The following is a 23,273-nucleotide window of genomic DNA, read 5'->3' as shown; positions in this document are numbered from 1 at the left end:
GTAACCCGTTCGGGTGCTGGACAATGGAAGGCATGCCTTCCGCACTCCCCGACGGCGAGCCCGTCCCCGACGACGGCGCGCTCCCCGCGTCCGCGCTCGCCGGGGCCGCCGACCGTCCGCTCGGCTTCTACCTGCACGTCCCGTACTGCGCGACCCGCTGCGGCTACTGCGACTTCAACACCTACACGGCGACCGAGCTGCGCGGCACGGGCGGCGTCCTCGCCTCCCGCGACAACTACGCGGACACCCTGATCGACGAGATCCGCCTGGCCCGCAAGGTCCTCGGCGACGATCCGCGTCCGGTGCGCACGGTGTTCGTGGGCGGCGGTACGCCGACACTGCTGGCCGCGGGTGATCTCGTACGGATGCTGGGGGCGATCCGCGACGAGTTCGGCCTCGCGGCCGATGCGGAGGTCACGACGGAGGCGAATCCGGAGTCGGTGGATCCGGCGTATCTGGCCACGCTCCGGGAGGGCGGCTTCAACCGGATCTCCTTCGGCATGCAGAGCGCGAAGCAGCATGTGCTGAAGGTCCTGGACCGCACGCACACGCCGGGGCGGCCGGAGGCGTGCGTGGCTCAGGCCCGGGCGGCGGGCTTCGAGCACGTGAACCTGGACCTGATCTACGGCACGCCGGGGGAGTCGGACGACGACTGGCGGGCGTCGCTCGAGGCAGCGCTCGGCGCCGGCCCGGACCACGTCTCGGCGTACGCGCTGATCGTCGAGGAGGGTACGCAGCTGGCCCGGCGGATCCGGCGGGGCGAGGTCCCGATGACGGACGACGACGTGCACGCGGACCGGTATCTGATCGCGGAGGAGGCGCTGTCGGCGGCCGGTTTCGACTGGTACGAGGTGTCGAACTGGGCGACCTCGGACGCGGGCCGCTGCCTGCACAACGAGCTGTACTGGCGTGGCGCCGACTGGTGGGGCGCGGGGCCGGGCGCGCACAGCCATGTGGGCGGGGTGCGGTGGTGGAACGTGAAGCATCCGGGGGCGTACGCGGCGGCCTTGGCGGCGGGGCGGTCGCCGGGGGCGGGGCGGGAGATCCTTTCGGAGGAGGACCGGCGGGTGGAGCGGATTCTGCTGGAGCTGCGGCTTCGGGAGGGGGTGCCGTTGGAGTTGCTGCGGGAGGAGGGGCTGGCGGCTTCTCGGCGGGCGCTGGGGGGTGGGTTGCTTCAGGAGGGGCCCTACGGGGAGGGGCGTGCGGTGCTGACGCTTCGGGGGCGGCTGCTGGCGGATGCGGTGGTCAGGGACCTCGTGGATTGATCACTCGGGCGGGTGAATCGGTGCGGAGTGCCCATTCGGCACCTAACCTGATTCGTAGGCTGCCGCTAACAAGTACGCGGCGGATGTGGAGGGCCACGGAGATGACCGCTGTGGACGAGCGTGGGATGACCAAATACTTCGAGGAGTTCGAGCCTCCCGAGGGCGTCAAGGTCGAGCTTCTCCGGGGGGAAATCGTGATGATGGCCAGCCCTGATCTGGTCCACAACATGATCGTCGAGGATGTGCTGGACCAGTTCCCGCGTAAGCGATGGTCCCGGCTCCAGACTCAGGACGTCGACATCATTGATGAGGCCAGCGAGCCCGTGCCGGATCTGGTCGTCCTGGAGCGAAACGCCATGCCCGCATCTGGTCGCCTGCTGCCGTGTCGACTGATCACGATGGTCGTCGAGGTCGTCTCCAAGACCAGTGTCGCCCGGGACTATGGAGTCAAGCGCTCGATCTACGCTGCCGGCGAGATCCCCGCCTACCTCATCGTCGACCCGATCATGGCGCACTGCGTCCTGTTGACGAAGCCTGTCGGAGAGGGAGAGGACGCCGACTACCAAGTGCAGCAAGTTACGAAGTTCGGTGCCCCGCTCCCGCTGGAGCACCTCAGCATCGAACTCGACACCGCCGAATTCGGCACCTACAAGGGCGTTAAGCCCCACCGCTATCCGTGACGAAGTCGATCAACTCCTCCACCCGCCCCAACAACTCCGGCTCCAGATCCCTGTAAGACCCCACCCGCCCCAGAATCCCCTGCCAAACCGCCCCGGTGTTTTCCGGCCACCCCAGCGCCCGGCACACGCCCGTCTTCCAGTCCTGCCCTCGCGGCACCCGGGGCCACCCCGGAATCCCCAGGGACGACGGCTTCACCGCCTCCCAGATGTCGATGTACGGGTGGCCCACCACCAGCGCGTGCTCGCTGGTCACCGCCTCCGCGATGCGCCACTCCTTCGTGCCCGGCACCAAGTGGTCCACCAGGACGCCCAACCGCGCGTCCGGACCCGGTGCGAATTCGGCCACGATCGACGGCAGGTCGTCCACGCCCTCCAGGTACTCCACGACCACGCCCTCGATGCGCAGGTCGTCGCCCCACACCTTCTCGACCAGTTCGGCGTCGTGCCGGCCCTCGACGTAGATGCGCCCGGCGCGGGCCACGCGTGCGCGTGCGCCGGGGACGGCGACCGAACCGGAGGCCGTACGGGTGGGTCGTACCGGAGCCGACGACGGCGGCCGGACCAGCGTCACCACCCGGCCCTCCAGCAGGAACCCCCGCGGCTCCAGCGGGAACACGCGGTGCTTGCCGAAGCGGTCCTCCAGGGTGACCGTGCCCGCCTCGCAGCGGATCACCGCGCCGCAGAAACCGGTGCCGGGCTCCTCCACCACCAGGCCGGGCTCCGCCGGAACCTCCGGGGCGGGCTTCGGCTTCTTCCAGGGAGGGGTCAGGTCGGCGGAGTACTGGCGCATTCGGGTGACGATAGGAGAAGTGACCGGCGCGTGCTCACGACACGCCGAAACGCGTCGCCAACGCGTCCCGCTGCGCCCGTACGAACGCCGCGCCCACCACCGTTCCGTGACCGGGCACGTACAGCGCGTCCTCGCCGCCAAGGTCCAGCAGCCGGTCCAGTGCCGCAGGCCAGTGCGACGGTACGGCGTCGGGGCCCGCCTGCGGTTCGCCGGACTCCTCGACCAGGTCGCCGCAGAAGACGACCTCGGGTGAGCCCGGTACCAGGATCGCGAGGTCGTGGGCCGTGTGGCCCGGGCCTACGTTCGCCAGCAGGACCTGCCGGCCGCCGTCCAGGTCGAGGGTCCACTCGCCGGAGACGTAGTGGCGGGGCGGGGTGAGCGCGTCGACCGCCTCGTCCGCCGAGCCGGCCTCCAGCCCGTTGCGTACCGCGTCCGCGCGCAGCTCCTCGCGCGCGTGCCGGGCGGTGAACACCGTGTCGATGCCCACCGCGCCGAACACCTCCGCCCCCGCGAACGCCGCCGCCCCGAAGACGTGGTCGAAATGGGGGTGTGTGAGCGCGAGATGAGTCACACGGTGACCGGTGAACGCCTCCGCCTGCGCCCGCAGCCGCGCGCCCTCCCCGAGGCTCGACCCGGCGTCGATCAACAAGGCCGTGCCCTCCCCGACGACCAGCCCCACCGTGCAGTCCCAGCCGGGAAGACGGCACCGGCCCACCCCGGCCGCCAACCGCTCCCACCCCAGCTCTTCCCAAGTCACCGTCATACCGCGACGCTAGCCAAGACAGCACGTCCGGGCACGGCAACGGAGGGCCGCCCTTGCCCGGGGCGTACCCCACGGCCGTACACTGGGCCGGGGAACGTTGGCACTCGGATGTGAAGAGTGCCAGGCCAGGCGCCGAGGGGACGATTTCTGGAGGTGTGCGCGAATGCTGAGTGAACGACGGCTTCAGGTGCTGCGCGCCATCGTCCAGGACTATGTCGGCACCGAGGAGCCGGTGGGGTCGAAGGCGCTCACCGAGCGGCACAACCTCGGCGTTTCCCCGGCGACCGTGCGCAACGACATGGCCGCCCTGGAGGACGAGGGGTACATCGCCCAGCCGCACACCAGCGCCGGGCGGATCCCCACGGACAAGGGCTACCGGCTCTTCGTCGACAAGCTCGCCGGCGTCAAGCCGATGACCCCGCCCGAGCGGCGCGCGATCCAGAACTTCCTCGACGGCGCCGTCGACCTCGACGATGTCGTGGCGCGGACCGTACGGCTGCTCGCGCAGCTCACCCGGCAGGTCGCCGTCGTGCAGTATCCGTCGCTCACCCGGTCCACCGTCCGGCACGTGGAGCTGCTGTCGCTCGCGCCCGCGCGCGTGATGCTCGTGCTGATCACGGACACGGGGCGGGTCGAGCAGCGGATGATCGACTGCCCGGCGCCGTTCGGCGAGGCCTCCCTCGCCGATCTGCGGGCGCGGCTCAACAGCCGGGTCGCGGGGCGGCGCTTCACCGATGTGCCCAGGCTCGTCGAGGACCTTCCCGAAGGCTTCGACATAGAGGACCGCGGCACGGTCTCGACCGTCCTCTCCACCCTGCTGGAGACGCTGGTCGAGGAGAACGAGGAGCGGCTGATGATCGGCGGCACCGCCAATCTGACCCGCTTCGGACATGACTTTCCCCTCACCATCCGGCCCGTCCTGGAGGCCTTGGAGGAGCAGGTCGTGCTCCTCAAACTCCTTGGCGAGGCGGGGGATTCGGGCATGACCGTACGCATCGGTCACGAGAACGCCTACGAGGGACTCAACTCCACGTCCGTGGTGTCGGTCGGCTACGGTTCGGGCAACGAGGCAGTCGCCAAGCTCGGCGTGGTCGGACCGACCCGCATGGATTACCCGGGAACGATGGGAGCGGTACGCGCAGTGGCACGGTACGTCGGACAGATCCTGGCGGAGTCGTAAGTGGCCACGGACTATTACGCCGTTCTCGGCGTGCGTCGCGACGCGTCGCAGGAAGAGATCAAGAAGGCCTTCCGGCGGCTCGCGCGCGAGCTGCACCCGGACGTCAACCCCGATCCGAAGACCCAGGAGCGGTTCAAGGAGATCAACGCCGCTTACGAGGTGCTGTCGGACCCGCAGAAGAAGCAGGTCTACGACCTCGGCGGCGACCCGCTCTCGCAGGCGGCCGGCGCGGGTGCCGGCGGCTTCGGGGCGGGTGGCTTCGGGAACTTCTCCGACATCATGGACGCCTTCTTCGGTACGGCGTCCCAGCGCGGTCCGCGCTCGCGCACCCGGCGCGGCCAGGACGCGATGATCCGGCTGGACATCGAGCTCGACGAGGCGGCCTTCGGTACGACGAAGGACATCCAGGTCGACACGGCGATCGTCTGCACCACCTGTAGCGGTGAGGGTGCGGCGCCGGGGACGAGCGCGCAGACGTGTGACATGTGCCGCGGCCGCGGTGAGGTGTCGCAGGTGACGCGGTCCTTCCTGGGCCAGGTCATGACCTCGCGTCCGTGCCCGCAGTGCCAGGGCTTCGGGACCGTGGTGCCCACTCCGTGCCCGGAGTGCGCCGGCGACGGCCGGGTCCGCTCCCGTCGGACCCTGACCGTGAAGATCCCCGCCGGTGTCGACAACGGCACCCGCATCCAGCTCGCCGGCGAGGGCGAGGTCGGGCCCGGTGGCGGTCCCGCCGGTGACCTGTACGTCGAGATCCACGAGCTGCCGCACTCGCAGTTCCAGCGTCGGGGCGACGATCTGCACTGCACGGTCACCCTCCCGATGACCGCGGCCTCCCTCGGTACCAAGGTCCCGCTGGAGACGCTGGACGGCCTGGAGGAGGTCGACATCCGGCCCGGCACCCAGTCCGGCCAGTCGATCCCGCTGCACGGCCGGGGCGTCACGCATCTGCGCGGCGGCGGCCGGGGTGACCTGATCGTCCACGTCGAGGTCCAGACCCCGACCAAGCTCGACGTGGAGCAGGAGCGGTTGCTGCGCGAGCTGGCCAAGCTGCGGGGCGAGGAGCGGCCGCAGGGGCAGTTCCAGCCGGGGCAGCAAGGGTTGTTCTCGCGGTTGAAGGATGCGTTCAATGGTCGCTGAGGTGAGCTGAGGGCGGACTGCTGGGGGTCCGGGGGTCGGCCCCCGGGCAGGCACGGTCAGCCGGGGCAGCAGGGGTTGTTCTCGCGGTTGAAGGATGCGTTCAACGGGCGCTGACGGGTGTCTGCGGGCGGTTGCCCGCCGGCGGAGCCGCTGATGGATGCAGCGTCCCCGCCGCCCCTACCCAAAGCGAAGGGTCGATTCGGACTTGTTCTGAGGACGTGACAACATGCCGTCATGTCCTCCGCACTGACCGATCTCTTCCCCCATCCGATCGTGCAGGCCCCCATGGCGGGCGGCGTCTCCGTGCCGACGCTCGCCGCGGCCGTGTGCGAGGCCGGCGGGCTGGGGTTCCTCGCCGCCGGGTACAAGACGGCCGACGGCCTGTACCAGGAGATCAAGCAGTTGCGGAGCCTCACGGCCCGCCCCTTCGGCGTGAACCTCTTCATGCCGCAGCCCGAGTACGCCGACCCCGCCGCCGTGGACGTCTACGCCCACCAACTGGCCGGCGAGGCCGCCTGGTACGACACCGAGCTGGGTGACCCCGAAAGCGGCCGCGACGACGGCTACGAGGCCAAGCTCGCCGTTCTGCTCGACAACCCGGTACCGGTGGTCTCCTTCCACTTCGGCGCGCCGAGTCCTGACGTACTGGACTCACTGCGTCGGGCCGGCACCTTCACCCTGGTCACCGCGACCACCACCGACGAGGCCCTCGCCGTCGAGCGGGCGGGCGCCGACGCGGTGATCGCGCAGGGCGTGGAGGCCGGCGGCCACCAGGGCACCCACCGTGACATCCCGGAGAACGACGGTGCCGGTATCGGACTGCTGTCCCTGATCGCGCAGATCCGCGAGACCGTACGCATCCCGATCCTCGCCGCCGGCGGCATCATGCGCGGCGGCCAGATCGCCGCCGCACTCGCCGCGGGCGCGAGCGCGGCCCAGCTCGGCACGGCGTTCCTCGCCACGCCCGAGTCCGGTGCGAACGCCGTGCACAAGCAGGCGCTGACCAACCCCCTGTACGTCCGTACGGAGCTGACCCGCGCCTTCTCCGGCCGCCCGGCCCGCGGCCTGGTCAACCGGTTCCTGCGCGAGCACGGCCCGTACGCGCCCGCCGCCTACCCCGAGATCCACCACCTCACCTCGCCGCTGCGCAAGGCGGCCGCCAAGGCGGGCGACGCGCAGGGCATGGCGCTGTGGGCGGGACAGGGGCACCGTATGGCCCGCGAACTGCCCGCGGGGCAGCTGGTGGAGGTGCTGGCCGGTGAACTCGCCGACGCCAGGGCGGCGTTGTCGATGTTTCCCCCGGCGGGAGGCGTCTGATGACCGCGCCGGTGTTCGTCGTCGAGCACTTCCGCGCGGACGGTGCCGGGCAGTACGTCCTCGACGGCCCCGAAGGGCGGCACGCCGTCTCCGTGAAGCGACTGCGGCAGGGGGAGCGGGTCGTCCTCACCGACGGCGCCGGACGGTGGGCGGAGTGCGACGTGGTCGGCGCCGAGGGCAAGGACCGGCTGATCGTCCACATGACCGGCGTCTCCGAGGAACCCCCCGAGTCCCCGCGCGTCACCGTCGTCCAGGCCCTCCCCAAGGGCGACCGCGGTGAGCTGGCCGTCGAGACGATGACCGAGACCGGCGTCGACGCGATCGTGCCGTGGGCCGCCGCCCGCTGCATCACCCAGTGGAAGGGCGAACGCGGCCAGAAGGCGCTCGCCAAGTGGCGCGCCACCGCCCGCGAGGCCGGCAAGCAGTCCCGCCGAGTGCGCTTCCCGGAGATCGCGGACGCGGCGACGGCCAAGGAGGTTGCCGCACTTCTCGCCAAAGCCGACTTCGCCGCCGTACTCCACGAGAGCGGTGAAGAAGCCCTGGCCACGGCCGAACTGCCCGCCCAGGGTGAGATCGTGCTGGTCGTCGGTCCCGAAGGCGGTGTCTCCCCCGAGGAGTTGGCGCTGTTCGAGGAAGCGGGTGCGAAGGCGTACCGGCTGGGGCGTACGGTACTGCGCACGTCGACCGCCGGGACCGCGGCGACCGCCCTGCTCCTCGGCCGCTCCGGCCGCTGGTCCTGATCTCGGGAGAACGGCTCGTGGAACTCGCCCAGGTACGTCTGCTCGTCACCGACTTCGCCGCCTGCTACCGCTACTAAGCCGAGGTCCTCGGCCTGAAGCCCCAGTCGCCTGCCGGCACCGCAGGAGTGGCTGCTGCTGTGCGGCTGAGGGACGGCCAGTGAAAGTCAGCCTGTCCGGCGTTTGAGGACAAGGCCGTTCAGGCCGAAGCGGGGGTCTGGGGGCGGCAGCCCCCAGTCGGGGGTCACACCAACGCCGGGCGCCGAGAGTCCGACGGCACCTCATGGCCGTATGCGCTCTACCGCGGCGAGCGCGACGGTGGCAGGCTGCCGTGCATGGGGGCATTGAGGCGGATATGGCGTCGGCCGCGTGCGCGGCGCGTGGCGGTCGCGGTGGCATTCGCGGGGCTCACGGTGGGAGGAGCGGTCGCCTGTGACCCGGCCGGGCTGAACTCCGCGACCGTGGCGTACACGACCGACCAGACCGTGACGGACGAGCTGGAGCGGCAGAAGGCCGATGTGCGCTGGCTCAACTGCACGGCCTCGTACGGGGACGGCGGCTCGACACCCACCGCGACCGAGAACGCCGTCGCCGAGGTCGACTGCGAGGGCGAGACGGACGACGGCAAGGACATCACCGTCACCGGCAGGATCACCCGCGCGGTCAGCGGCGCGTGTGTCCGCGGGGACCTCACCGCCAAGATCGACGGCAAGCAGTGGTTCCACGTGGAGGGGCTGGGCAACTGCGACGCGAAGACCACCCCGCCCGTCAACAATCCCCAGCAGCCCGGTCCGACCGTCACGGTGACCGTCACCAAGACCGTCTACTGCCAGAAGGCGCCCGAGTGCTGGCCCGAGGGCAAGTGATCCAAACCCCTGTCCTCGGTCGCCGGGCGTGCATAGGGTGATCGGGTGACACAGCCAGCAATGACGGGGTCTTCTTCGTATCTCCGGTTTCCGCACCTGCGAGGCGAGTTGGTCGCCTTCACCGCCGAGGACGACGTGTGGCTCGCGCCCCTCGACGGCGGGCGGGCCTGGCGGGTCAGCGCCGACAACGTGCCGGTGACCCACCCCCGCATCTCACCCGACGGCACCACCGTCGCCTGGACCTCCACCCGCGACGGCGCGCCCGAGGTGCACATCGCCCCGGTCGACGGCGGTCCCGCCAAGCGCCTCACGCACTGGGGCAGTTCGCGCACCCAGGTGCGCGATTGGACCCCGGACGGACAGGTCCTCGCCATCAGCTCCTACGGCCAGGCGAGCCTGCGCCGCAGCTGGGCGCACGCCGTCCCGCTCGACGGCGGACCGTCCACGGTCCTGCCGTACGGCCCCGTCGGCCATGTCGCGCACGGCCCGGCGACCGTCCTGCTGTCGGCGCCCATGGGCCGGGAGGCCGCCTGGTGGAAGCGGTACCGGGGCGGCACGGCGGGCAAACTGTGGATCGACAGCGACGTCCGCGACGGGGAGGGTGCCGGCGAGTTCGTACGGCTGCACGAAGAGCTGGACGGAAACCTCGAGTACCCGCTGTGGGCGGGGGACCGGATCGCCTTCCTGTCCGACCACGAGGGCGTCGGCGCGCTGTACTCCTCCCTCGCGGACGGGTCCGACCTACGACGGCACACCCCCCTCGACGGGTTCTACGCCCGGCACGCCGCCGGCGACGGCACCCGTGTCGTCTACGCCAGTGCCGGCGAACTGTGGATCCTGGACGACCTCGACGGCGCCGAACCCCGCCGCCTCGACATCCGGCTCGGCGGCCAGCACACCGACCGGCAGCCGTTCCAGGTCAACGCCTCCCGCTGGTTCGGGTCCGCCGCCCCCGACCACACCGCGCGCGGCAGCGCGGTCGCCGTGCGCGGTGCCGTGCACTGGGTCACCCACCGCTCCGGACCGGCCCGCGCGCTCGCCGCCGAACCCGGCGTCCGGGCCCGGCTGCCGCGCACCTTCCGCGCGGAGGGCGAGGAGTGGGTGGTGTGGGTGACGGACGCGGAGGGCGACGACGCCCTGGAGTTCGCGCCCGCCACCGGCAACGCGCCCGGCGCCACCCCGCGCCGCCTCGCCGCCGGACAGCTCGGCCGCGTCCTCGGGCTCGCCATGGCGCCCGACGGCAGCCGGGCCGCGGTCGCCGCGCACGACGGACGGGTACTGCTCGTCGAGCGCGAGACCGGCGAGGTCCGCGAGGTCGACCGCAGCGAGGAAGGAGACGTGACCGGGCTGGTCTTCTCACCCGACTCCGCCTGGCTCGCCTGGTCGCACCCCGGCCCGCGCCCCCTGCGCCAGCTGCGGCTCGCCAACACCACCGACCTGTCGGTCACCGAGGCGACCCCGCTGCGCTTCCAGGACTACGCGCCGGCGTTCACCCTCGACGGCAAGCACCTCGCCTTCCTGTCCAACCGCTCCTTCGACCCGGTCTACGACGAGCACGTCTTCGACCTGGCCTTCGTCGTCGGCGACCGCCCGCACCTGATCACACTGGCCGCGACCACGCCCTCGCCCTTCGGACCGCAGCGGCACGGCCGCCCCTTCGAGGCGCCGGACAAGGACGAGACGCCCGACAGCGAGGGCACCCCGGCCACCCGTATCGACCTCGAAGGCCTCGCCGACCGGATCGTGCCGTTCCCGGTCGAGGCGGCCCGCTACTCCAACCTGCGGGCCGCGAAGGACGGCGTGCTGTGGCTGCGGCATCCGGTGCGCGGTGTCCTCGGCTCCTCCCGGGCCACCCCGGACGACCCGGACCCGCAGACCGAGCTGGAGCGCTACGACCTCGCCCAGCAGCGCATCGAGCATCTCGCCGTCGACGCCGACCACTTCCAGGTCAGCGGCGACGGCAAGCGGGTCCTGCTGTGGACCGACGGGCGGCTCAAGGTCGTCCCCAGCGACCGGCGCGCCTCGAACGACGACGACAGCGACACGAACATCACCGTCGACCTCAGCCGAGTCCGGCAGACCGTCGACCCGGCCGCCGAGTGGCGGCAGATGTACGACGAGACCGGCCGCATCATGCGGGACCACTTCTGGCGGCCGGACATGAACGGCGTCGACTGGACCGGCGTCCTCGACCGCTACCGCCCCGTCCTCGACCGCGTCGCCACCCACGACGACCTCGTCGACCTCCTCTGGGAGGTCCAGGGCGAACTCGGCACCTCGCACGCCTACGTCGTCCCGCGCGGCGGACACGGCGGCGGACCCCGGCAGGGACTGCTCGGCGCCGACATCTCCCGCCACCAGGACGGCCCACAGGAATCGGCACAGTGGCGCATCGACCGCATCCTGCCGACCGAGACCTCCGACCCGGACGCCCGCTCCCCGCTCGCCGCACCCGGCGTCGCGGTGCGCGCCGGGGACGCGATCGTCGCGGTGAACGGAGTGCCGGTGGACCCGGTGACCGGCCCCGGCCCCCTCCTCGTCGGTACGGCGGGCAAGCCCGTCGAGCTCACCATCTCCCCGGCCGGCGGGGGCGAGGTACGGCACGCGGTCGTCGTCCCGACCGCCGACGAGGAGCCGCTGCGCTACCACGCCTGGGTCGAGGACCGGCGGGCCTACGTCCACGAGAAGTCCGGCGGACGCCTGGGATACCTCCACGTGCCGGACATGCAGGCGCCCGGCTGGGCCCAGATCCACCGCGACCTGCGCGTCGAGGTGGCCCGGGAGGGCTTGGTCGTGGACGTCCGCGAGAACCGGGGCGGGCACACCTCCCAGCTGGTCGTCGAGAAACTGGCCCGCCGGATCGTCGGCTGGGCGCTGCCGCGCGGGATGCGGCCGTACAGCTATCCGGGAGACGCGCCCCGCGGGCCCGTCGTCGCCGTCGCCAACGAGTTCTCCGGCTCCGACGGGGACATCGTCAACGCGGCGATCAAGGCGCTGGGGATCGGGCCGGTGGTCGGGACGCGGACGTGGGGCGGGGTGATCGGGATCGACAGCCGGTACCGGCTGGTCGACGGGACGCTGATCACTCAGCCGAAGTACGCGTTCTGGCTGGAGGGTTATGAGTGGGGGGTGGAGAACCACGGCGTCGACCCGGACGTGGAGGTGGTGCAGCGGCCTCAGGATTACGGGGCGGGGAGGGACGTGCAGCTGGACGAGGCTGTGAGGTTGGCCTTGGCTGCGTTGGAGGAGACGCCGGCGAAGGTGCCGCCTGGTTTGCCGTAACCGGCGTTGGTGCTGGGCGGGGGTGGGTCGCGCGGCCCGGCGCTGCGGGGTGCCGCTCTCTGTGGGTCGGGAGCCGCCCCAGCGGCACGACTGCCCGCAGCTGGGCGACTACGATGCCCAAGTCAGAGATCACCGGCGTGAGGAGGCACACGCATGGCAGGGGAACCTCAGGACGACTGTCTGTTCTGCAAGATCGTCGCGGGACAGATCCCGGCGACGATCGTCCGCGAGACCGAGACGACCGTGGCCTTCCGGGACATAAATCCCCAGGCACCCACCCACGTCCTGGTGATTCCGAAAGCGCATTACGAGAACGCCGCCTCCCTCGCCACCGGCGCCCCCGAGCTAGCCGCCGACGTCCTGCGCGAGACCCAGGCCGTCGCCGACGACGAGAAGCTGGAGAGCTACCGCACCATCTTCAACACCGGCAGCGGCGCCGGGCAGACCGTCTGGCACGCCCACGCGCACGTCCTCGGCGGCCGCGGCCTGGAATGGCCCCCCGGGTAACTCGTCGTGTCCGTACGTGAACTGGTCGTCCTCGGCACCGCCAGCCAGGTCCCGACCCGGCACCGCAACCACAACGGCTACCTGCTGCGCTGGGACGGCGAGGGCATCCTGTTCGACCCCGGCGAGGGCACGCAGCGCCAGATGCTGCGCGCCGGGGTCGCCGCCCACGACCTGAACCGGATCTGCGTCACGCACTTCCACGGCGACCACTCACTGGGCCTCGCGGGAGTCATCCAGCGCATCAACCTCGACAAGGTCCCGCACGAGGTCACCGCCCACTACCCGCGCTCCGGGCAACGCTTCTTCAACCGGCTGCGGTACGCCACCGCCTACCGCGAAACGGTCGAGCTGGTCGAGGCACCGGTGGCGTCGGACGGGGTGATCGCCGAGACCGGCGGGTACACCCTGGAGGCCCGCAAGCTCTCCCACCCCGTTGAGTCCTACGGCTACCGCCTCATCGAGCCCGACGGCCGCCGCATGCTGCCCGACCGCCTCGCCGCGCACGGCATCAAGGGGCCGGACGTCGGACGGATCCAACGGGAGGGCGTACTCGACGGCGTCTTTCTCCACGACGTCAGCGAGACGCGCCGCGGCCAGCGGTTCGCGTTCGTCATGGACACCCGGCTGTGCGACGGCGTGCACGCACTGGCCGAGGGCTGCGACATGCTCGTCATCGAGTCGACGTTCCTGGACGAGGACGTCGAACTGGCCGCGGAGTACGGTCACTTGACGGCCGCTCAGGCGGCCCGCGTCGCCCGGGACACCGGCGTACGGCATCTCGTCCTCACCCACTTCAGCCAGCGCTACACCGAGCCTGGGGGCACCTCCCGGACGGAGTCTGGGGGAGAGTTCGAACGGCAGGCACGGGCCGCCGGGTTCGAGGGCGAGCTGACCGTCGCGCACGATCTGCTGCGGGTGCCGGTTCCGAAGCGTCGGTGAAACCGCCGTACGATGCTTCGATGCCCATCCCCAAAGCAGAACTGCACCTCCATATCGAAGGCACGCTGGAGCCGGAGCTGGCCTTCGAGCTGGCCGCCCGCAACGGCGTCGAGCTGCCGTACGCCGGCACCGACGAGCTGCGCAAGGCGTACCAGTTCGAGGACCTCCAGTCCTTCCTGAACCTGTACTACGAGCTCATGGCCGTGCTGCGCACCGAGCGGGACTTCGAGGACCTCGCGAACGCCTACCTCGCCCGCGCCGCCGCGCAGGGCGTCCGGCACGCGGAGATCTTCTTCGACCCGCAGGCCCACCTCGCGCGGGGCGTCGGCATGGGCACGGTCGTGGAAGGGCTGTGGCGGGCACTGGGGAACAGCGAGGCCGCGCACGGCGTCTCCACCGAGCTGATCATGTGCTTCCTGCGCGACGAGTCCGCCGCCTCGGCCATGGAGACCCTTCAGGCGGCCCGGCCCCACCTCGACCGGATCGTCGGCGTCGGCCTCGACTCGGCCGAGGTCGGGCACCCGCCGGTGAAGTTCCGCGAGGTGTACGAGGCCGCCGCCGCCCTGGGCCTGCGGCGCGTGGCGCACGCCGGAGAGGAGGGGCCGCCGGAGTACATCACCGAGGCCCTGGACGTGCTCGGCGTCGAGCGGATCGACCACGGGCTGCGCTGCATGGAGGACGAGGCGCTGGTCGCCCGCCTGGTCCGGGACCGGGTCCCGCTGACCGTGTGCCCGCTGTCCAACGTCCGGCTCCGGGCCGTCGACGTCCTGACCGACCACCCGCTGCCGGCCATGCTCGACGCGGGCCTGCTGTGCACGGTCAACTCCGATGACCCGGCCTACTTCGGGGGCTACGCGGGTGACAACTTCGACGCGGTACGCGTGGCGCTGGGCCTGGGCGAGGAGCGGTTGCGTGAGCTGGCCCGCAATTCCTTCGTCGCGGCCTTCCTGGAGCATGACGAGGAGCGGCGGGGGAGGTACCTCGCCGAGGTGGAGGCGTACGAGTTCGGGTAGCCGCGGGCTTCGCGGCGTTGGTGCGGGCCTCTCCGGGGGCTGCCGCCCCCGGACCCCCGCTTCGGCCTGAACGGCCTCGTCCTCAAACGCCGGACGGGCTGAATTGCCCTACCGCCAATGCACCGTTCCGCCCCCCGGAGCGACCGTCGCCTCGATCTTCCCCCTGATCTCCCGCATCACCGCGACAATCCGCCCCTCATGCCCCGGCGTCAGCCGAGCCACCGGCACCGAGCAGCTGATCGCGTCCTGCGCAGGCGTGTCGTACCGCAACGCGAAGCCGAAGCCGACGATCCCGAGCACGCCCTCCTCGCGGTCGACGGAGTAGCCCCGCGCGCGCACCTCCGTCAGATCCGCCACCAGTGACTCCCGGCTCGTGTGCGAGTGGGGAGTCAGCGCCTCGTACGGCCCCGCGGGCAACTCGGCGTCGTCCCGCTCGGCCAGCAGCGCCTTGCCCAGCGCGCCCACGTGGGCCGGCAGCCGCCGCCCGACCCGGCTGATCGTCCTCAGGTACTCGTGCGACTCCCGCGTCGCCAGATACGCCACGTCCCGGCCGTCGAGGCGTCCCATGTGGATCGTCTCGCCCAGCGCCTGGGACGCCTCGTCGAGATACGGCCGTACGACGCGCACGCGCGGGTCGGAGTCGAGGTAGCTCGTGCCGGTGAGCAGGGCGTGGATGCCGATGCCGTACAGCGAGCCGGTGACGTCCGTGCGAACCCAGCCGCGCGAGATCAGGGTCTGCAACAGCGCGTACATCGAGCTGCGCGGCACGCCCAGCTCGTCCGCGAGCTCCTGCAATCGTGCCGGACGGTCGCCGCGCGCGGCCAGCAGCTCCAGCAGCTCGACCGTGCGTGCCGCCGACTTCACCTCGCGGACGCCGCCTGTCTCTGACATGCGCCGATCGTAAACGGGGGCGACCGGCCATTGACGGGTCTCGTTCGGCTATCTAACCTTCATTTTCATACATAGATGATGTCTACATGGGGAGATGCGCCGGTGAACCTCGCCATTACAGACGTACGGCTGACCCCGATCCTCGTCGCCGACCCGCCGCTGCTGAACACGCAGGGCGTCCACCAGCCGTACACGCCCCGGCTGATCGTGGAGGTCGTGACGGCGGAGGGGGTCACGGGGGTTGGAGAGACGTACGGCGACACCAAGTACCTGGAGCTGGCACGGCCGTTCGCCGAGAAGCTGAAAGGGCGTCAAGTCAGTGATCTGAACGGCCTGTTCCGCATCGCCGACGAGGTTTCCGTCGACGACTCCCGTGTCGTGGGCCAGGTCGACGTCGGCGGGCTGCGCGGTGTCCAGACCGCCGACAAGCTGCGGCTGTCCGTCGCCTCCGCCTTCGAGGTCGCCTGCCTCGACGCCCTCGGCAAGGCGCTCGGCCTGCCCGTGCACGCGCTGCTCGGCGGCAAGGTGCGGGACGCGGTCGAGTACAGCGCGTACCTGTTCTACAAGTGGGCCGGCCATCCCCAGGGCGTGGCGGCGGAGAAGGACGACTGGGGCGCCGCCGTCGACCCGGCCGGGGTCGTCGAACAGGCGCGCAAGTTCACCGAGCGGTACGGGTTCACCTCCTTCAAGCTGAAGGGCGGTGTCTTCCCGCCGGAGGAGGAGATCGCGGCCGTACGGGCCCTGGCCGAGGCGTTCCCCGGGCATCCGTTGCGGCTGGACCCCAACGGGGCGTGGAGTGTGGAGACTTCGCTGAAGGTGGCCAAGGAGCTCGGGGACGTCCTCGAGTACCTGGAGGACCCGGCGCTCGGCGTCCACGCCATGGCCGAGGTGGCCGCCGGCACCGACGTGCCGCTCGCCACCAACATGTGCGTGACGACCTTCGCCGAGATCAAGGAGGCGTTCACGCGCGATGCCGTCCAGGTGGTGCTCTCCGACCACCACTACTGGGGCGGGCTGCGCAACACGCAGCAACTGGCCGCCATCTGCCGCACCTTCGGTGTCGGGGTGTCCATGCACTCCAACACCCACCTGGGGATCAGCCTGGCCGCGATGACCCACGTCGCGTCCACCGTGCCGAACCTCCACCACGCCTGCGACTCCCACTACCCCTGGCAGTCGGAGGACGTGCTCACCGAACGGCTGACCTTCGACGACGGCAAGGTCACCGTCTCCGACGCGCCCGGCCTCGGCGTCGAACTCGACCGTGACCAGCTGGAGTTCCTGCACCGGCGGTGGCTCGACGACGACGGTTCGCTGCGCGAGCGCGACGACGCGGCGGCGATGCGGGTCGCCGAGCCGGAGTGGGTCGCGCCGTCGGTGCCTCGCTGGTAGCCGCCGGGTACCAGCCGGGCCGCACGAGGCGGTGGGCGCGATGACCCGATCCGGGTCACGACGACCTGAAGCGAGGCGCGGCTCGGGCGTGAGCGCGGCACGTTGTCGGTGGTGTGGTGCAGACTGGCCTGATCGGCACCACGTCATGGGAGCGCACCGTGATCGCGTCCACCGCATCCCTCGGAGAGGACCACCGCAACCGGCCCCAGGTCGACCCGCTGGCCGCCCTGCGCAGGCCGGACGATCCGCCGTGGGACGTGTATCTGACGGGCACGGTCTTCCTCGACATCGTCTTCACCGGGCTCGACTCCGCCCCGGTGCGCGGGACCGAGTCCTGGGCGCGCGGGATGGGGTCGAGCCCCGGCGGCGTGGCCAACATGGCGACCGCGCTGGCACGGCTCGGCCTGAGGACCTCGTTGGCGGCCGCGTTCGGCGACGACCACTACGGCGACTACTGCTGGGACGCGCTGGAAACCGGCGAGGGCATCGATCTCGAGCCGTCCCGCACGGTCCCCGGCTGGCACTCCCCGGTCACCGTCTCCATGGCGTACGAGGGCGAGCGCACGATGGTCTCGCACGGCCACGAGCCGCCCCCGGAGGAGCCCGCGCCCGACTGCCCCCCACGCGCGCGTGCCGCCATCGCCTCCCTCACGCCCGGCACCCGCGCCCCTTGGATCGCCCAGGCCGCGAGCAAGGGCGCCCGCGTCTTCGCCGACGTCGGCTGGGACGACACCGGGGCGTGGGACCTGGCGAGCCTGGCCGACCTCGCCCACTGCGAGGCGTTCCTGCCCAACGCGGACGAGGCGATGCGCTACACGGGCGCGACCTGCCCGCGCGCCGCCGCACACGCGCTCACCGAGCACGTACCGCTCGCGGTCGTCACCCTCGGCGCGGACGGCGCGTACGCGGTGGACCGGCGGACCGGCGAGAGCGCCGAGGTACCGGCCATCGCCGTCGAGGCCCTCGACCCGACCGGCGCGGGGGACGTCTTCGTGGCGGGCTTCGTCACCGGCACGCTGGCCGGCTGGCCGCTGGCCGACCGCCTGGCCTTCGCGGGCCTGACGGCCGCGCTCTCCGTCCAGGAATTCGGGGGGTCGCTGTCGGCGCCGGGCTGGTCCGAGATCGGGGCGTGGTGGCGCAAGGTCCAGTCGCTCGACCGGCAGGATCCGGCGGCCCTGAGACGGTACGCGTTCCTGGCGGGCCTGGTGCCGGAGGAGGGAGCGGCACGGCCGTGGCCGCTCAGGCGGGCGGTGCCGACGATCGGGTTCCGCAGGTCGGCGTGAGGGGGCGGCACCCTTCAGCGCCGGTGCGTACGGTCCGCGCCATCCAATCCGTCCCAGCGTTTGAGGACGAAGAGCCCTAGTCGGCGGGCTGAGGGCGGAGCCCCCCGGCCTCAGCCCGCCGAGACCGTCAGTCGGACAGTCCCGTCCGGCGAAGCCAGCAGCACAGGAGTTTCCGGCCCTCCGAGATCCCGTACGGCAGCCCGGTCCTCGGCCGAAACCCCCTCCGCCTCGGTCACCACCGCCGCCGCCTCCAACGACTTCGCTCCCGAAGCCACCGCCATCGCCACCGCCGTACGCAGCGCGCTCAGCCGCAGCGACTCGAGGGCGACGGTTCCGGCGACATACGTACGGCCCGTCTCGTCCCGCACGGCCGCCCCCTCGGGCACACCGTTACGGGCCCGCGCCGAACGGGCCAGGGTGACGATCTTGCGGTCCTCGGGGTCAAGCGCACTGTCGGTCATGCCCTGAGCATACGAAGAACCACACCTGTCACCCCGCCACGGGGTACATCGCCCCGCGCCGCCCCTCCGCCGACGCCAGCCACTCCAGCTTCGCCGCCGTGTTCGCCTCGTCCAGCGGCGTGTGCAGCACCACCGTGAGGTCGGGCCGCGCCGGCAGCTTCATCGCCGTCGATTCCACGCACAACAGCCCGACCAGCGGATGGTCGAGCTCCTTGCGGATCTGCCCGGCGTCCTCGATGTCCCGCCGCTCCCACAGCTCGGAGAACTCGGTACTGGCGGCCTTCAGGTCCGTCAGCACGGCCTGGTAGCCCTCGTCGTCGGGGTACGCCGAGCACGCGGCCCGGAACTGGGCGACGACCGTGCGCGCGTTGCGCTCCCAGCTCTTGGAACGCGACCGGTACAGCGGATCGGTGAAGAAGTCGACGATGCAGTTCTGCGTGGTGTCGGGCCGCATCCCGAGCACCGCCGCGGCGGCGTCGTTGTACAGCACGCAGTTGTAGTACATGTCCATGATGTGGGCCGGATACGGCATCCACGCGTCGATCAGCCGCCGCAGCCCCTCGCACATGTGCTGCTTCTCGGGCTCGACCTCGGGCACGGGCGGATTCAGCCCGGCGAGGACGTACAGATGCCGCCGCTCGGCGTTGCGCAGCCGCAGGACGCGCGCGACCGAGTCGAGGACCTGCGGGGAGACGGAGATGTCCCGCCCCTGCTCCAGCCACTGGTACCAGGAGGCGCCCACCCCGGCGAGCACGGCGACCTCCTCGCGCCGCAGCCCGGGCGTCCGGCGCCGGGCCCCGCCGTCCGGCAGCCCCGCCTCGGCCGGGGAGACCCGGGCCCGCCGGCTCATCAGGAACTCGCGCAGCTCGCGTAGCCGGTGCGCCTTGCCCGCGTCCGTCTCGACCACGTCCGCCACGTACTCCCCCTGATCCTGTTCAGGCCCCTGCTCAAGCCCGTGCTGAAGCCTCGGGCCCTGCCTGGTGGTACCACCAACAGGACAACTTCCCGCTCCCCACGGCTATTCCGGTGCCCGCAGGCTCTTGCCCATGGCGATCGACACCGACCCCACCACTTCCGCAAGTCCCTCGCTCGACACCCCCCGGCTGTCGACGCGCGACAAGCTCGTCCTCTTCGTGCTGTGCGCGGCCCAGTTCATGGTCGCGCTCGACTTCTCCGTCCTGAACGTCGCCCTGCCCGTCCTCGGCGCGGACCTCGGCATGAGCCAGTCCGCCCTGCAGTGGGCGGTCACGGCGTTCGCGCTGCCGTCCGGCGGCTTCCTGCTCCTCTTCGGCCGCATGGGCGACCTGTACGGCCGTCGCCTGCTGTTCCTGACGGGCCTGGCCCTGTTCGGCGCGGCCTCGCTGCTGGCGACGTTCGCCTGGGACCCGGCGTCGTTCCTCGCCGGACGCGCGCTGCAAGGCCTCGGCGCGGCGGCGATCGTACCCACCGGCATGTCCCTGCTGACCACTACCTTCCCCGAGGGTCCCGCCCGCGACCGCGCGCTCGGCATCTCGGGCACCCTCCTCTCCCTCGGCTTCACCGTCGGCATGGTGGCCGGCGGTGTCCTCACCGACGTGCTCGGCTGGCGCTCCACGATGGGCCTTCTCACGCTGTTCGCCCTGCTCGTGCTGCCCCTCGCACCGGCGTTGCTGCCGGAGTCCCGCACTCCTGAGCGCCCGCGCCTGGACGTGCCCGGCGCCATCACGGTCACCGGCGGGCTGCTCTCGCTGATCTACGCCCTGTCGACGGCCGCCGACCACGGTTTCGGCCGTACGGACGTCATCGTGACGCTGGTCGCGGGCGTGCTGCTCCTCGCCGCCTTCGTCGCCGTCGAGTCCCGTACGGCGGCGCCCCTGGTCTCCCTGCCCATGTTGCGCCGCCGCACGGTGGCGTGGGGCAACCTGGGCGGTCTGGTCACCTTCTCGATGATGTCGACGGTCGTGTTCGTGCTGACCCTCTACCTCCAGGAGGTCCTGGGCCTGTCCGCCTTCGAGACGGGGCTCGTCTTCGGCGTCCAGGGCGTGCTGTCGGCGGTGGCGGGCTCGTACGCCGCGAAGGTCATCGGCCGCTTCGGTGCCCGCCGTACGCTCGTCGCCTCTCTCACCGGCCAGGGCGCCCTGATCGCGACCCTGCTGGCCCTCGACGAGGGCGGCTGGTCGGTGTGGCTGGCCACGGCCGCCGTCTCGCTGGCGAGCATGTGCCACCTGGGCGCGATCATCTCGTACGGCCTGACGGTCACCTCCGGCGTCCCGGACGAGGAGCAGGGCCTGGCCACCGGCCTGGTCACCTCGACCCAGCAGGTGGGGATCACCATCGGCATCCCGCTCCTCGGCGTGCTGGCCACCACGTCCTCGGACCTGATGTCCGGCGTCCACACGGTGCTGGCCCTCGACGCGGCGATCGTCCTGGCGGCGGCGGTACTGGTCGGCGTGGGACTGCGCACCGGCCGCGGGACCCGGGCCTGACGGGGGTGGGCCCGAGGGGCGCCCCGCCGACCGGACACGGCCGCGCGGGGCGCCCACCTCCGGGTGCCGCCGCCCGGGAAGCCTCGAAGCGGCGTACGGCTTCGCGGCTTACGCTGAATCCTTCACGAGCGGTCCTTCACGAGCGGTCGAGGCGGAGCCGCTCGGCCCTCGGCAGGCCCGCCACCACCAGGTCGTACGAGTCCTCGATGAGCTCGCGGACCAGCCGGTCCGGGAGGTCGCCGTCGGCCGTCACCGTGTTCCAGTGGCGCTTGTTCATGTGCCAGCCGGGGATGATCTGGCCGGGGTGCTCGCCGCGCAGGCGGATCGCGTCGTCCGGGTCGCACTTGAGGTTGACCGTGAGCGGGCGGGCGTCCAGGTTCGTGAGGGCGAAGAGCTTGCCCCGGACCTTGAAGACCGAGGTCTCCGGGTCGAACGGGAAGTCCTCCACGACCGCGTTGAAGGACAGGCAGAACGCGCGCAGCTCCTGCGGGGTCACTCCGGCTCCTTCTCCTCGTCCTCCGGCGGATCCAGCGGGCCCACCGGCTCCACCAGCACCGTCACGATCTTGTTCCGGCGGCCCGCCGCGGCCTCCGCAGTCAGACGCAGCTCGCGGCCGTCGGGGAGGTCGACCGCCGACGAGGCGCCGGCGATGGGGACCCGGCCCAGGGCCTTGGCGAGCAGGCCGCCGACCGTCTCCACGTCCTCGTCGTCGTACTCCTCCAGGCCGTACAGCTCGCCGAGGTCGGTGATGTCGAGGCGGGCGGTGACGCGGTAGCGGTCGTCGCCGAGGTCCTCCACGGGCGGCAGCTCACGGTCGTACTCGTCGGTGATCTCGCCGACGATCTCCTCGAGGATGTCCTCGATGGTGACGATGCCGGCCGTGCCGCCGTACTCGTCGATGACGACAGCCACGTGGTTGCGGTCCTGCTGCATCTCGCGCAGCAGGTCGCCGGCGTTCTTGGTGTCGGGGACGAAGGCCGCCGGGCGCATGGCCGTGGAGACCAGTTCGCTCTCCGCTTCCCGGCTGATGTGCGTCTTGCGGACCAGATCCTTCAGGTACACGATCCCGACGATGTCGTCCTCGCTCTCACCGGTCACCGGGATGCGGGAGAAGCCGGAGCGCAGGGCGAGGGTGAGGGCCTGGCGGATGGTCTTGTAGCGCTCGATGACGACGAGGTCGGTCCTCGGGACCATCACCTCCCGGACGAGGGTGTCGCCCAGCTCGAAGACCGAGTGCACCATGCGGCGCTCGTCGTCCTCGATCAGGGACTCGGCCTCGGCGAGGTCGACCAGCGCGCGCAGCTCCGCCTCGGAGGCGAAGGGGCCGCGGCGGAAGCCCTTGCCGGGGGTGAGCGCGTTGCCGATGAGGATGAGGAGGGAGGGGATCGGGCCCATGACGCGGGCCAGCGGCACCAGGATGTACGCGGCCGCCGTCGCCGTGTTCAGCGGGTGCTGGCGGCCGATGGTGCGCGGGGAGACACCGACCGCGACGTACGACACCAGGACCATGACGCCGATCGCGACCAGGAGGGCCTCGGTGGTGCCGGCGAACTCCTGGAGGCAGGCGTAGGTGATGAGGGCGGCCGCGGCCATCTCGCAGGCGACGCGGACCAGCAGCGCCACGTTGAGGTAGCGGGTGGGGTCGGCGGCGACCCGGGCGAGCTTGGCGCTGCCCCGGCGGCCGGTGCGTACGGCCTCCTCGGCGCGGAAGCTGGAGACGCGCGCGAGGCCCGCCTCCGCGCAGGCGGCGAGCCACGCCACGACGACCAGGGCGATCGCGCCGGAGACGAGGGTGGGGCTCATGACACGGTCGGGGCCGGGGACGGGCCGGTCAGGCCCTTCTCCGCACGCCAGCCGTCCACGATGGCCGCCTGGAGGCCGAACATCTCGGCCTTCTCGTCCGGCTCCTCGTGGTCGTAGCCCAGCAGGTGCAGCACTCCATGGACGGTCAGGAGCTGGAGCTCCTCGTCCATGGAGTGCTGCGTGTCCGCTTCCGCCCCCTGCTTGGCGGCGACCTCGGGACACAGCACGATGTCGCCGAGGAGCCCCTGCGGGGGTTCGGCCTCGTCCTTGGACGGCGGGCGCAGCTCGTCCATGGGGAAGGACATGACATCGGTCGGGCCGGGCAGGTCCATCCACTGGATGTGCAGCTGCTCCATGGCGTCGGCGTCCACGACGATCACCGAGAGCTCGGAGAGCGGGTGGATGCGCATCCGCGCGAGCGCGTAGCGGGCGATGTCGAGGATCGCCTGCTCGTCGACCTCGGTTCCGGACTCGTTGTTGACGTCGATCGACATGGTGGTGC

General features: G+C 71.5%; 22 protein-coding genes. 14 read left to right on the top strand and 8 right to left on the bottom strand.

Annotated features, from left to right (window positions below; all coding sequences use genetic code 11):
• Positions 1–32 precede the first annotated feature (32 nt).
• Together hemW and Q4V64_RS16455 are read left to right on the top strand one after the other, a co-directional pair.
• Complete coding sequence (hemW, locus tag Q4V64_RS16460; RefSeq protein ID WP_124442370.1) at positions 33–1,265, top strand: radical SAM family heme chaperone HemW; 1,233 nt, start codon at positions 33–35, stop codon at positions 1,263–1,265.
• 101 nt (positions 1,266–1,366) lie between these two features.
• Complete coding sequence (locus tag Q4V64_RS16455) at positions 1,367–1,945, top strand: Uma2 family endonuclease (RefSeq protein ID WP_253267183.1); 579 nt, start codon at positions 1,367–1,369, stop codon at positions 1,943–1,945.
• On the opposite strand, the gene Q4V64_RS16450 is transcribed toward Q4V64_RS16455, so the two are convergent.
• Positions 1,923–2,735, bottom strand: coding sequence for a DUF3097 domain-containing protein (locus Q4V64_RS16450; RefSeq protein WP_124442372.1), 813 nt, complete (start codon positions 2,733–2,735; stop codon positions 1,923–1,925). The genes Q4V64_RS16455 and Q4V64_RS16450 overlap by 23 nt on opposite strands.
• A 34-nt stretch (positions 2,736–2,769) precedes the next feature.
• Complete coding sequence (locus Q4V64_RS16445; protein ID WP_124442373.1) at positions 2,770–3,498, bottom strand: MBL fold metallo-hydrolase; 729 nt, start codon at positions 3,496–3,498, stop codon at positions 2,770–2,772.
• A 163-nt stretch (positions 3,499–3,661) separates the two neighbouring features.
• On the opposite strand from Q4V64_RS16445, the gene hrcA reads away from it, so the two are divergent.
• The 9 genes from hrcA to Q4V64_RS16400 all read left to right on the top strand — a co-directional run bounded on the left by hrcA (position 3,662) and on the right by Q4V64_RS16400 (position 14,476).
• Positions 3,662–4,678, top strand: coding sequence for a heat-inducible transcriptional repressor HrcA (gene hrcA / locus Q4V64_RS16440; RefSeq protein WP_124442374.1), 1,017 nt, complete (start codon positions 3,662–3,664; stop codon positions 4,676–4,678).
• Positions 4,679–5,815 carry a molecular chaperone DnaJ gene (dnaJ, locus tag Q4V64_RS16435; RefSeq protein ID WP_124442375.1) on the top strand — a complete coding sequence of 379 codons (1,137 nt, stop codon included), beginning with the start codon at positions 4,679–4,681 and terminating at the stop codon, positions 5,813–5,815.
• Between the two features lie 234 nt (positions 5,816–6,049).
• Complete coding sequence (locus Q4V64_RS16430; protein WP_124442376.1) at positions 6,050–7,132, top strand: nitronate monooxygenase; 1,083 nt, start codon at positions 6,050–6,052, stop codon at positions 7,130–7,132.
• Positions 7,132–7,872, top strand: a complete 741-nt coding sequence (locus Q4V64_RS16425) for a 16S rRNA (uracil(1498)-N(3))-methyltransferase (protein ID WP_124442377.1) — start codon at positions 7,132–7,134, stop codon at positions 7,870–7,872. Before Q4V64_RS16430 ends, Q4V64_RS16425 begins: the two co-directional genes overlap by 1 nt.
• Before the next feature lie 332 nt (positions 7,873–8,204).
• Complete coding sequence (locus Q4V64_RS16420; RefSeq protein WP_124442379.1) at positions 8,205–8,735, top strand: hypothetical protein; 531 nt, start codon at positions 8,205–8,207, stop codon at positions 8,733–8,735.
• 60 nt (positions 8,736–8,795) lie between these two features.
• Positions 8,796–12,017 (top strand): S41 family peptidase, encoded by a 3,222-nt coding sequence (locus Q4V64_RS16415; RefSeq protein ID WP_124442380.1) that lies wholly within the window; start codon positions 8,796–8,798, stop codon positions 12,015–12,017.
• Positions 12,018–12,170: 153 nt separating this feature from the next.
• Complete coding sequence (locus Q4V64_RS16410) at positions 12,171–12,524, top strand: histidine triad nucleotide-binding protein (RefSeq protein WP_124442381.1); 354 nt, start codon at positions 12,171–12,173, stop codon at positions 12,522–12,524.
• 6 nt (positions 12,525–12,530) lie between these two features.
• On the top strand, positions 12,531–13,463 hold the full coding sequence (locus Q4V64_RS16405; protein WP_124442382.1) for a ribonuclease Z: 933 nt from the start codon (positions 12,531–12,533) through the stop codon (positions 13,461–13,463).
• A 20-nt stretch (positions 13,464–13,483) separates the two neighbouring features.
• Positions 13,484–14,476 carry an adenosine deaminase gene (locus Q4V64_RS16400; protein ID WP_124442383.1) on the top strand — a complete coding sequence of 331 codons (993 nt, stop codon included), beginning with the start codon at positions 13,484–13,486 and terminating at the stop codon, positions 14,474–14,476.
• 108 nt (positions 14,477–14,584) lie between these two features.
• On the opposite strand, the gene Q4V64_RS16395 is transcribed toward Q4V64_RS16400, so the two are convergent.
• Positions 14,585–15,367: an IclR family transcriptional regulator gene (locus Q4V64_RS16395; RefSeq protein ID WP_124442384.1), complete on the bottom strand. Its 783-nt coding sequence runs from the start codon at positions 15,365–15,367 to the stop codon at positions 14,585–14,587.
• A 102-nt stretch (positions 15,368–15,469) separates the two neighbouring features.
• On the opposite strand from Q4V64_RS16395, the gene Q4V64_RS16390 reads away from it, so the two are divergent.
• Together Q4V64_RS16390 and Q4V64_RS16385 are read left to right on the top strand one after the other, a co-directional pair.
• Positions 15,470–16,759 (top strand): glucarate dehydratase family protein, encoded by a 1,290-nt coding sequence (locus Q4V64_RS16390; protein WP_124442385.1) that lies wholly within the window; start codon positions 15,470–15,472, stop codon positions 16,757–16,759.
• A 158-nt stretch (positions 16,760–16,917) separates the two neighbouring features.
• The gene (locus Q4V64_RS16385; RefSeq protein ID WP_124442416.1) at positions 16,918–18,042 is read left to right on the top strand and encodes a PfkB family carbohydrate kinase; all 1,125 of its coding nucleotides are present in this window, start codon (positions 16,918–16,920) and stop codon (positions 18,040–18,042) included.
• A 110-nt stretch (positions 18,043–18,152) separates the two neighbouring features.
• On the opposite strand, the gene Q4V64_RS16380 is transcribed toward Q4V64_RS16385, so the two are convergent.
• Positions 18,153–18,503: a cytidine deaminase gene (locus Q4V64_RS16380; protein ID WP_124442386.1), complete on the bottom strand. Its 351-nt coding sequence runs from the start codon at positions 18,501–18,503 to the stop codon at positions 18,153–18,155.
• 28 nt (positions 18,504–18,531) lie between these two features.
• On the bottom strand, positions 18,532–19,410 hold the full coding sequence (locus tag Q4V64_RS16375) for a helix-turn-helix transcriptional regulator (RefSeq protein ID WP_124442417.1): 879 nt from the start codon (positions 19,408–19,410) through the stop codon (positions 18,532–18,534).
• Positions 19,411–19,549: 139 nt separating this feature from the next.
• Here Q4V64_RS16375 and Q4V64_RS16370 point away from each other — a divergent pair, with 139 nt between their 5' ends.
• Positions 19,550–20,968: an MFS transporter gene (locus Q4V64_RS16370; RefSeq protein ID WP_124442387.1), complete on the top strand. Its 1,419-nt coding sequence runs from the start codon at positions 19,550–19,552 to the stop codon at positions 20,966–20,968.
• Between the two features lie 136 nt (positions 20,969–21,104).
• Here Q4V64_RS16370 and Q4V64_RS16365 read toward each other — a convergent pair whose 3' ends face one another.
• Genes Q4V64_RS16365 through ybeY form a run of 3 tightly spaced genes read right to left on the bottom strand, consistent with a single transcriptional unit; the run spans position 21,105 to position 23,265 of the window.
• On the bottom strand, positions 21,105–21,464 hold the full coding sequence (locus tag Q4V64_RS16365) for an MmcQ/YjbR family DNA-binding protein (protein ID WP_124442388.1): 360 nt from the start codon (positions 21,462–21,464) through the stop codon (positions 21,105–21,107).
• On the bottom strand, positions 21,461–22,771 hold the full coding sequence (locus Q4V64_RS16360; protein ID WP_124442389.1) for a hemolysin family protein: 1,311 nt from the start codon (positions 22,769–22,771) through the stop codon (positions 21,461–21,463). The genes Q4V64_RS16365 and Q4V64_RS16360 overlap by 4 nt, the downstream gene beginning before the upstream one ends.
• Positions 22,768–23,265 (bottom strand): rRNA maturation RNase YbeY, encoded by a 498-nt coding sequence (gene ybeY / locus Q4V64_RS16355; protein ID WP_124442390.1) that lies wholly within the window; start codon positions 23,263–23,265, stop codon positions 22,768–22,770. The genes Q4V64_RS16360 and ybeY overlap by 4 nt, the downstream gene beginning before the upstream one ends.
• Between the last annotated feature and the right edge of the window lie 8 nt (positions 23,266–23,273).

The sequence above is a fragment of the Streptomyces sp. NL15-2K genome, assembly GCF_030551255.1.
Classification (GTDB): Bacteria; Actinomycetota; Actinomycetes; order Streptomycetales; family Streptomycetaceae; genus Streptomyces.
This window is presented reverse-complemented; position numbering and strand designations above follow the sequence as displayed.

Bases quoted from the DNA above. Each gene is read 5' to 3' on its own strand.
- Q4V64_RS16430 (WP_124442376.1), top strand. From the start codon at position 6,050: ATGTCCTCCGCACTGACCGATCTCTTCCCCCATCCGATCGTGCAGGCC.
- ybeY (WP_124442390.1), bottom strand. From the start codon at position 23,265: ATGTCGATCGACGTCAACAACGAGTCCGGAACCGAGGTCGACGAGCAG.
- Q4V64_RS16415 (WP_124442380.1), top strand. From the start codon at position 8,796: ATGACGGGGTCTTCTTCGTATCTCCGGTTTCCGCACCTGCGAGGCGAG.
- Q4V64_RS16380 (WP_124442386.1), bottom strand. From the start codon at position 18,503: ATGACCGACAGTGCGCTTGACCCCGAGGACCGCAAGATCGTCACCCTG.
- Q4V64_RS16360 (WP_124442389.1), bottom strand. From the start codon at position 22,771: ATGAGCCCCACCCTCGTCTCCGGCGCGATCGCCCTGGTCGTCGTGGCG.
- Q4V64_RS16425 (WP_124442377.1), top strand. From the start codon at position 7,132: ATGACCGCGCCGGTGTTCGTCGTCGAGCACTTCCGCGCGGACGGTGCC.
- Q4V64_RS16395 (WP_124442384.1), bottom strand. From the start codon at position 15,367: ATGTCAGAGACAGGCGGCGTCCGCGAGGTGAAGTCGGCGGCACGCACG.
- hrcA (WP_124442374.1), top strand. From the start codon at position 3,662: ATGCTGAGTGAACGACGGCTTCAGGTGCTGCGCGCCATCGTCCAGGAC.
- Q4V64_RS16400 (WP_124442383.1), top strand. From the start codon at position 13,484: ATGCCCATCCCCAAAGCAGAACTGCACCTCCATATCGAAGGCACGCTG.
- Q4V64_RS16410 (WP_124442381.1), top strand. From the start codon at position 12,171: ATGGCAGGGGAACCTCAGGACGACTGTCTGTTCTGCAAGATCGTCGCG.
- Q4V64_RS16450 (WP_124442372.1), bottom strand. From the start codon at position 2,735: ATGCGCCAGTACTCCGCCGACCTGACCCCTCCCTGGAAGAAGCCGAAG.
- Q4V64_RS16455 (WP_253267183.1), top strand. From the start codon at position 1,367: ATGACCGCTGTGGACGAGCGTGGGATGACCAAATACTTCGAGGAGTTC.
- Q4V64_RS16445 (WP_124442373.1), bottom strand. From the start codon at position 3,498: ATGACGGTGACTTGGGAAGAGCTGGGGTGGGAGCGGTTGGCGGCCGGG.
- Q4V64_RS16420 (WP_124442379.1), top strand. From the start codon at position 8,205: ATGGGGGCATTGAGGCGGATATGGCGTCGGCCGCGTGCGCGGCGCGTG.
- hemW (WP_124442370.1), top strand. From the start codon at position 33: ATGCCTTCCGCACTCCCCGACGGCGAGCCCGTCCCCGACGACGGCGCG.
- Q4V64_RS16370 (WP_124442387.1), top strand. From the start codon at position 19,550: ATGGCGATCGACACCGACCCCACCACTTCCGCAAGTCCCTCGCTCGAC.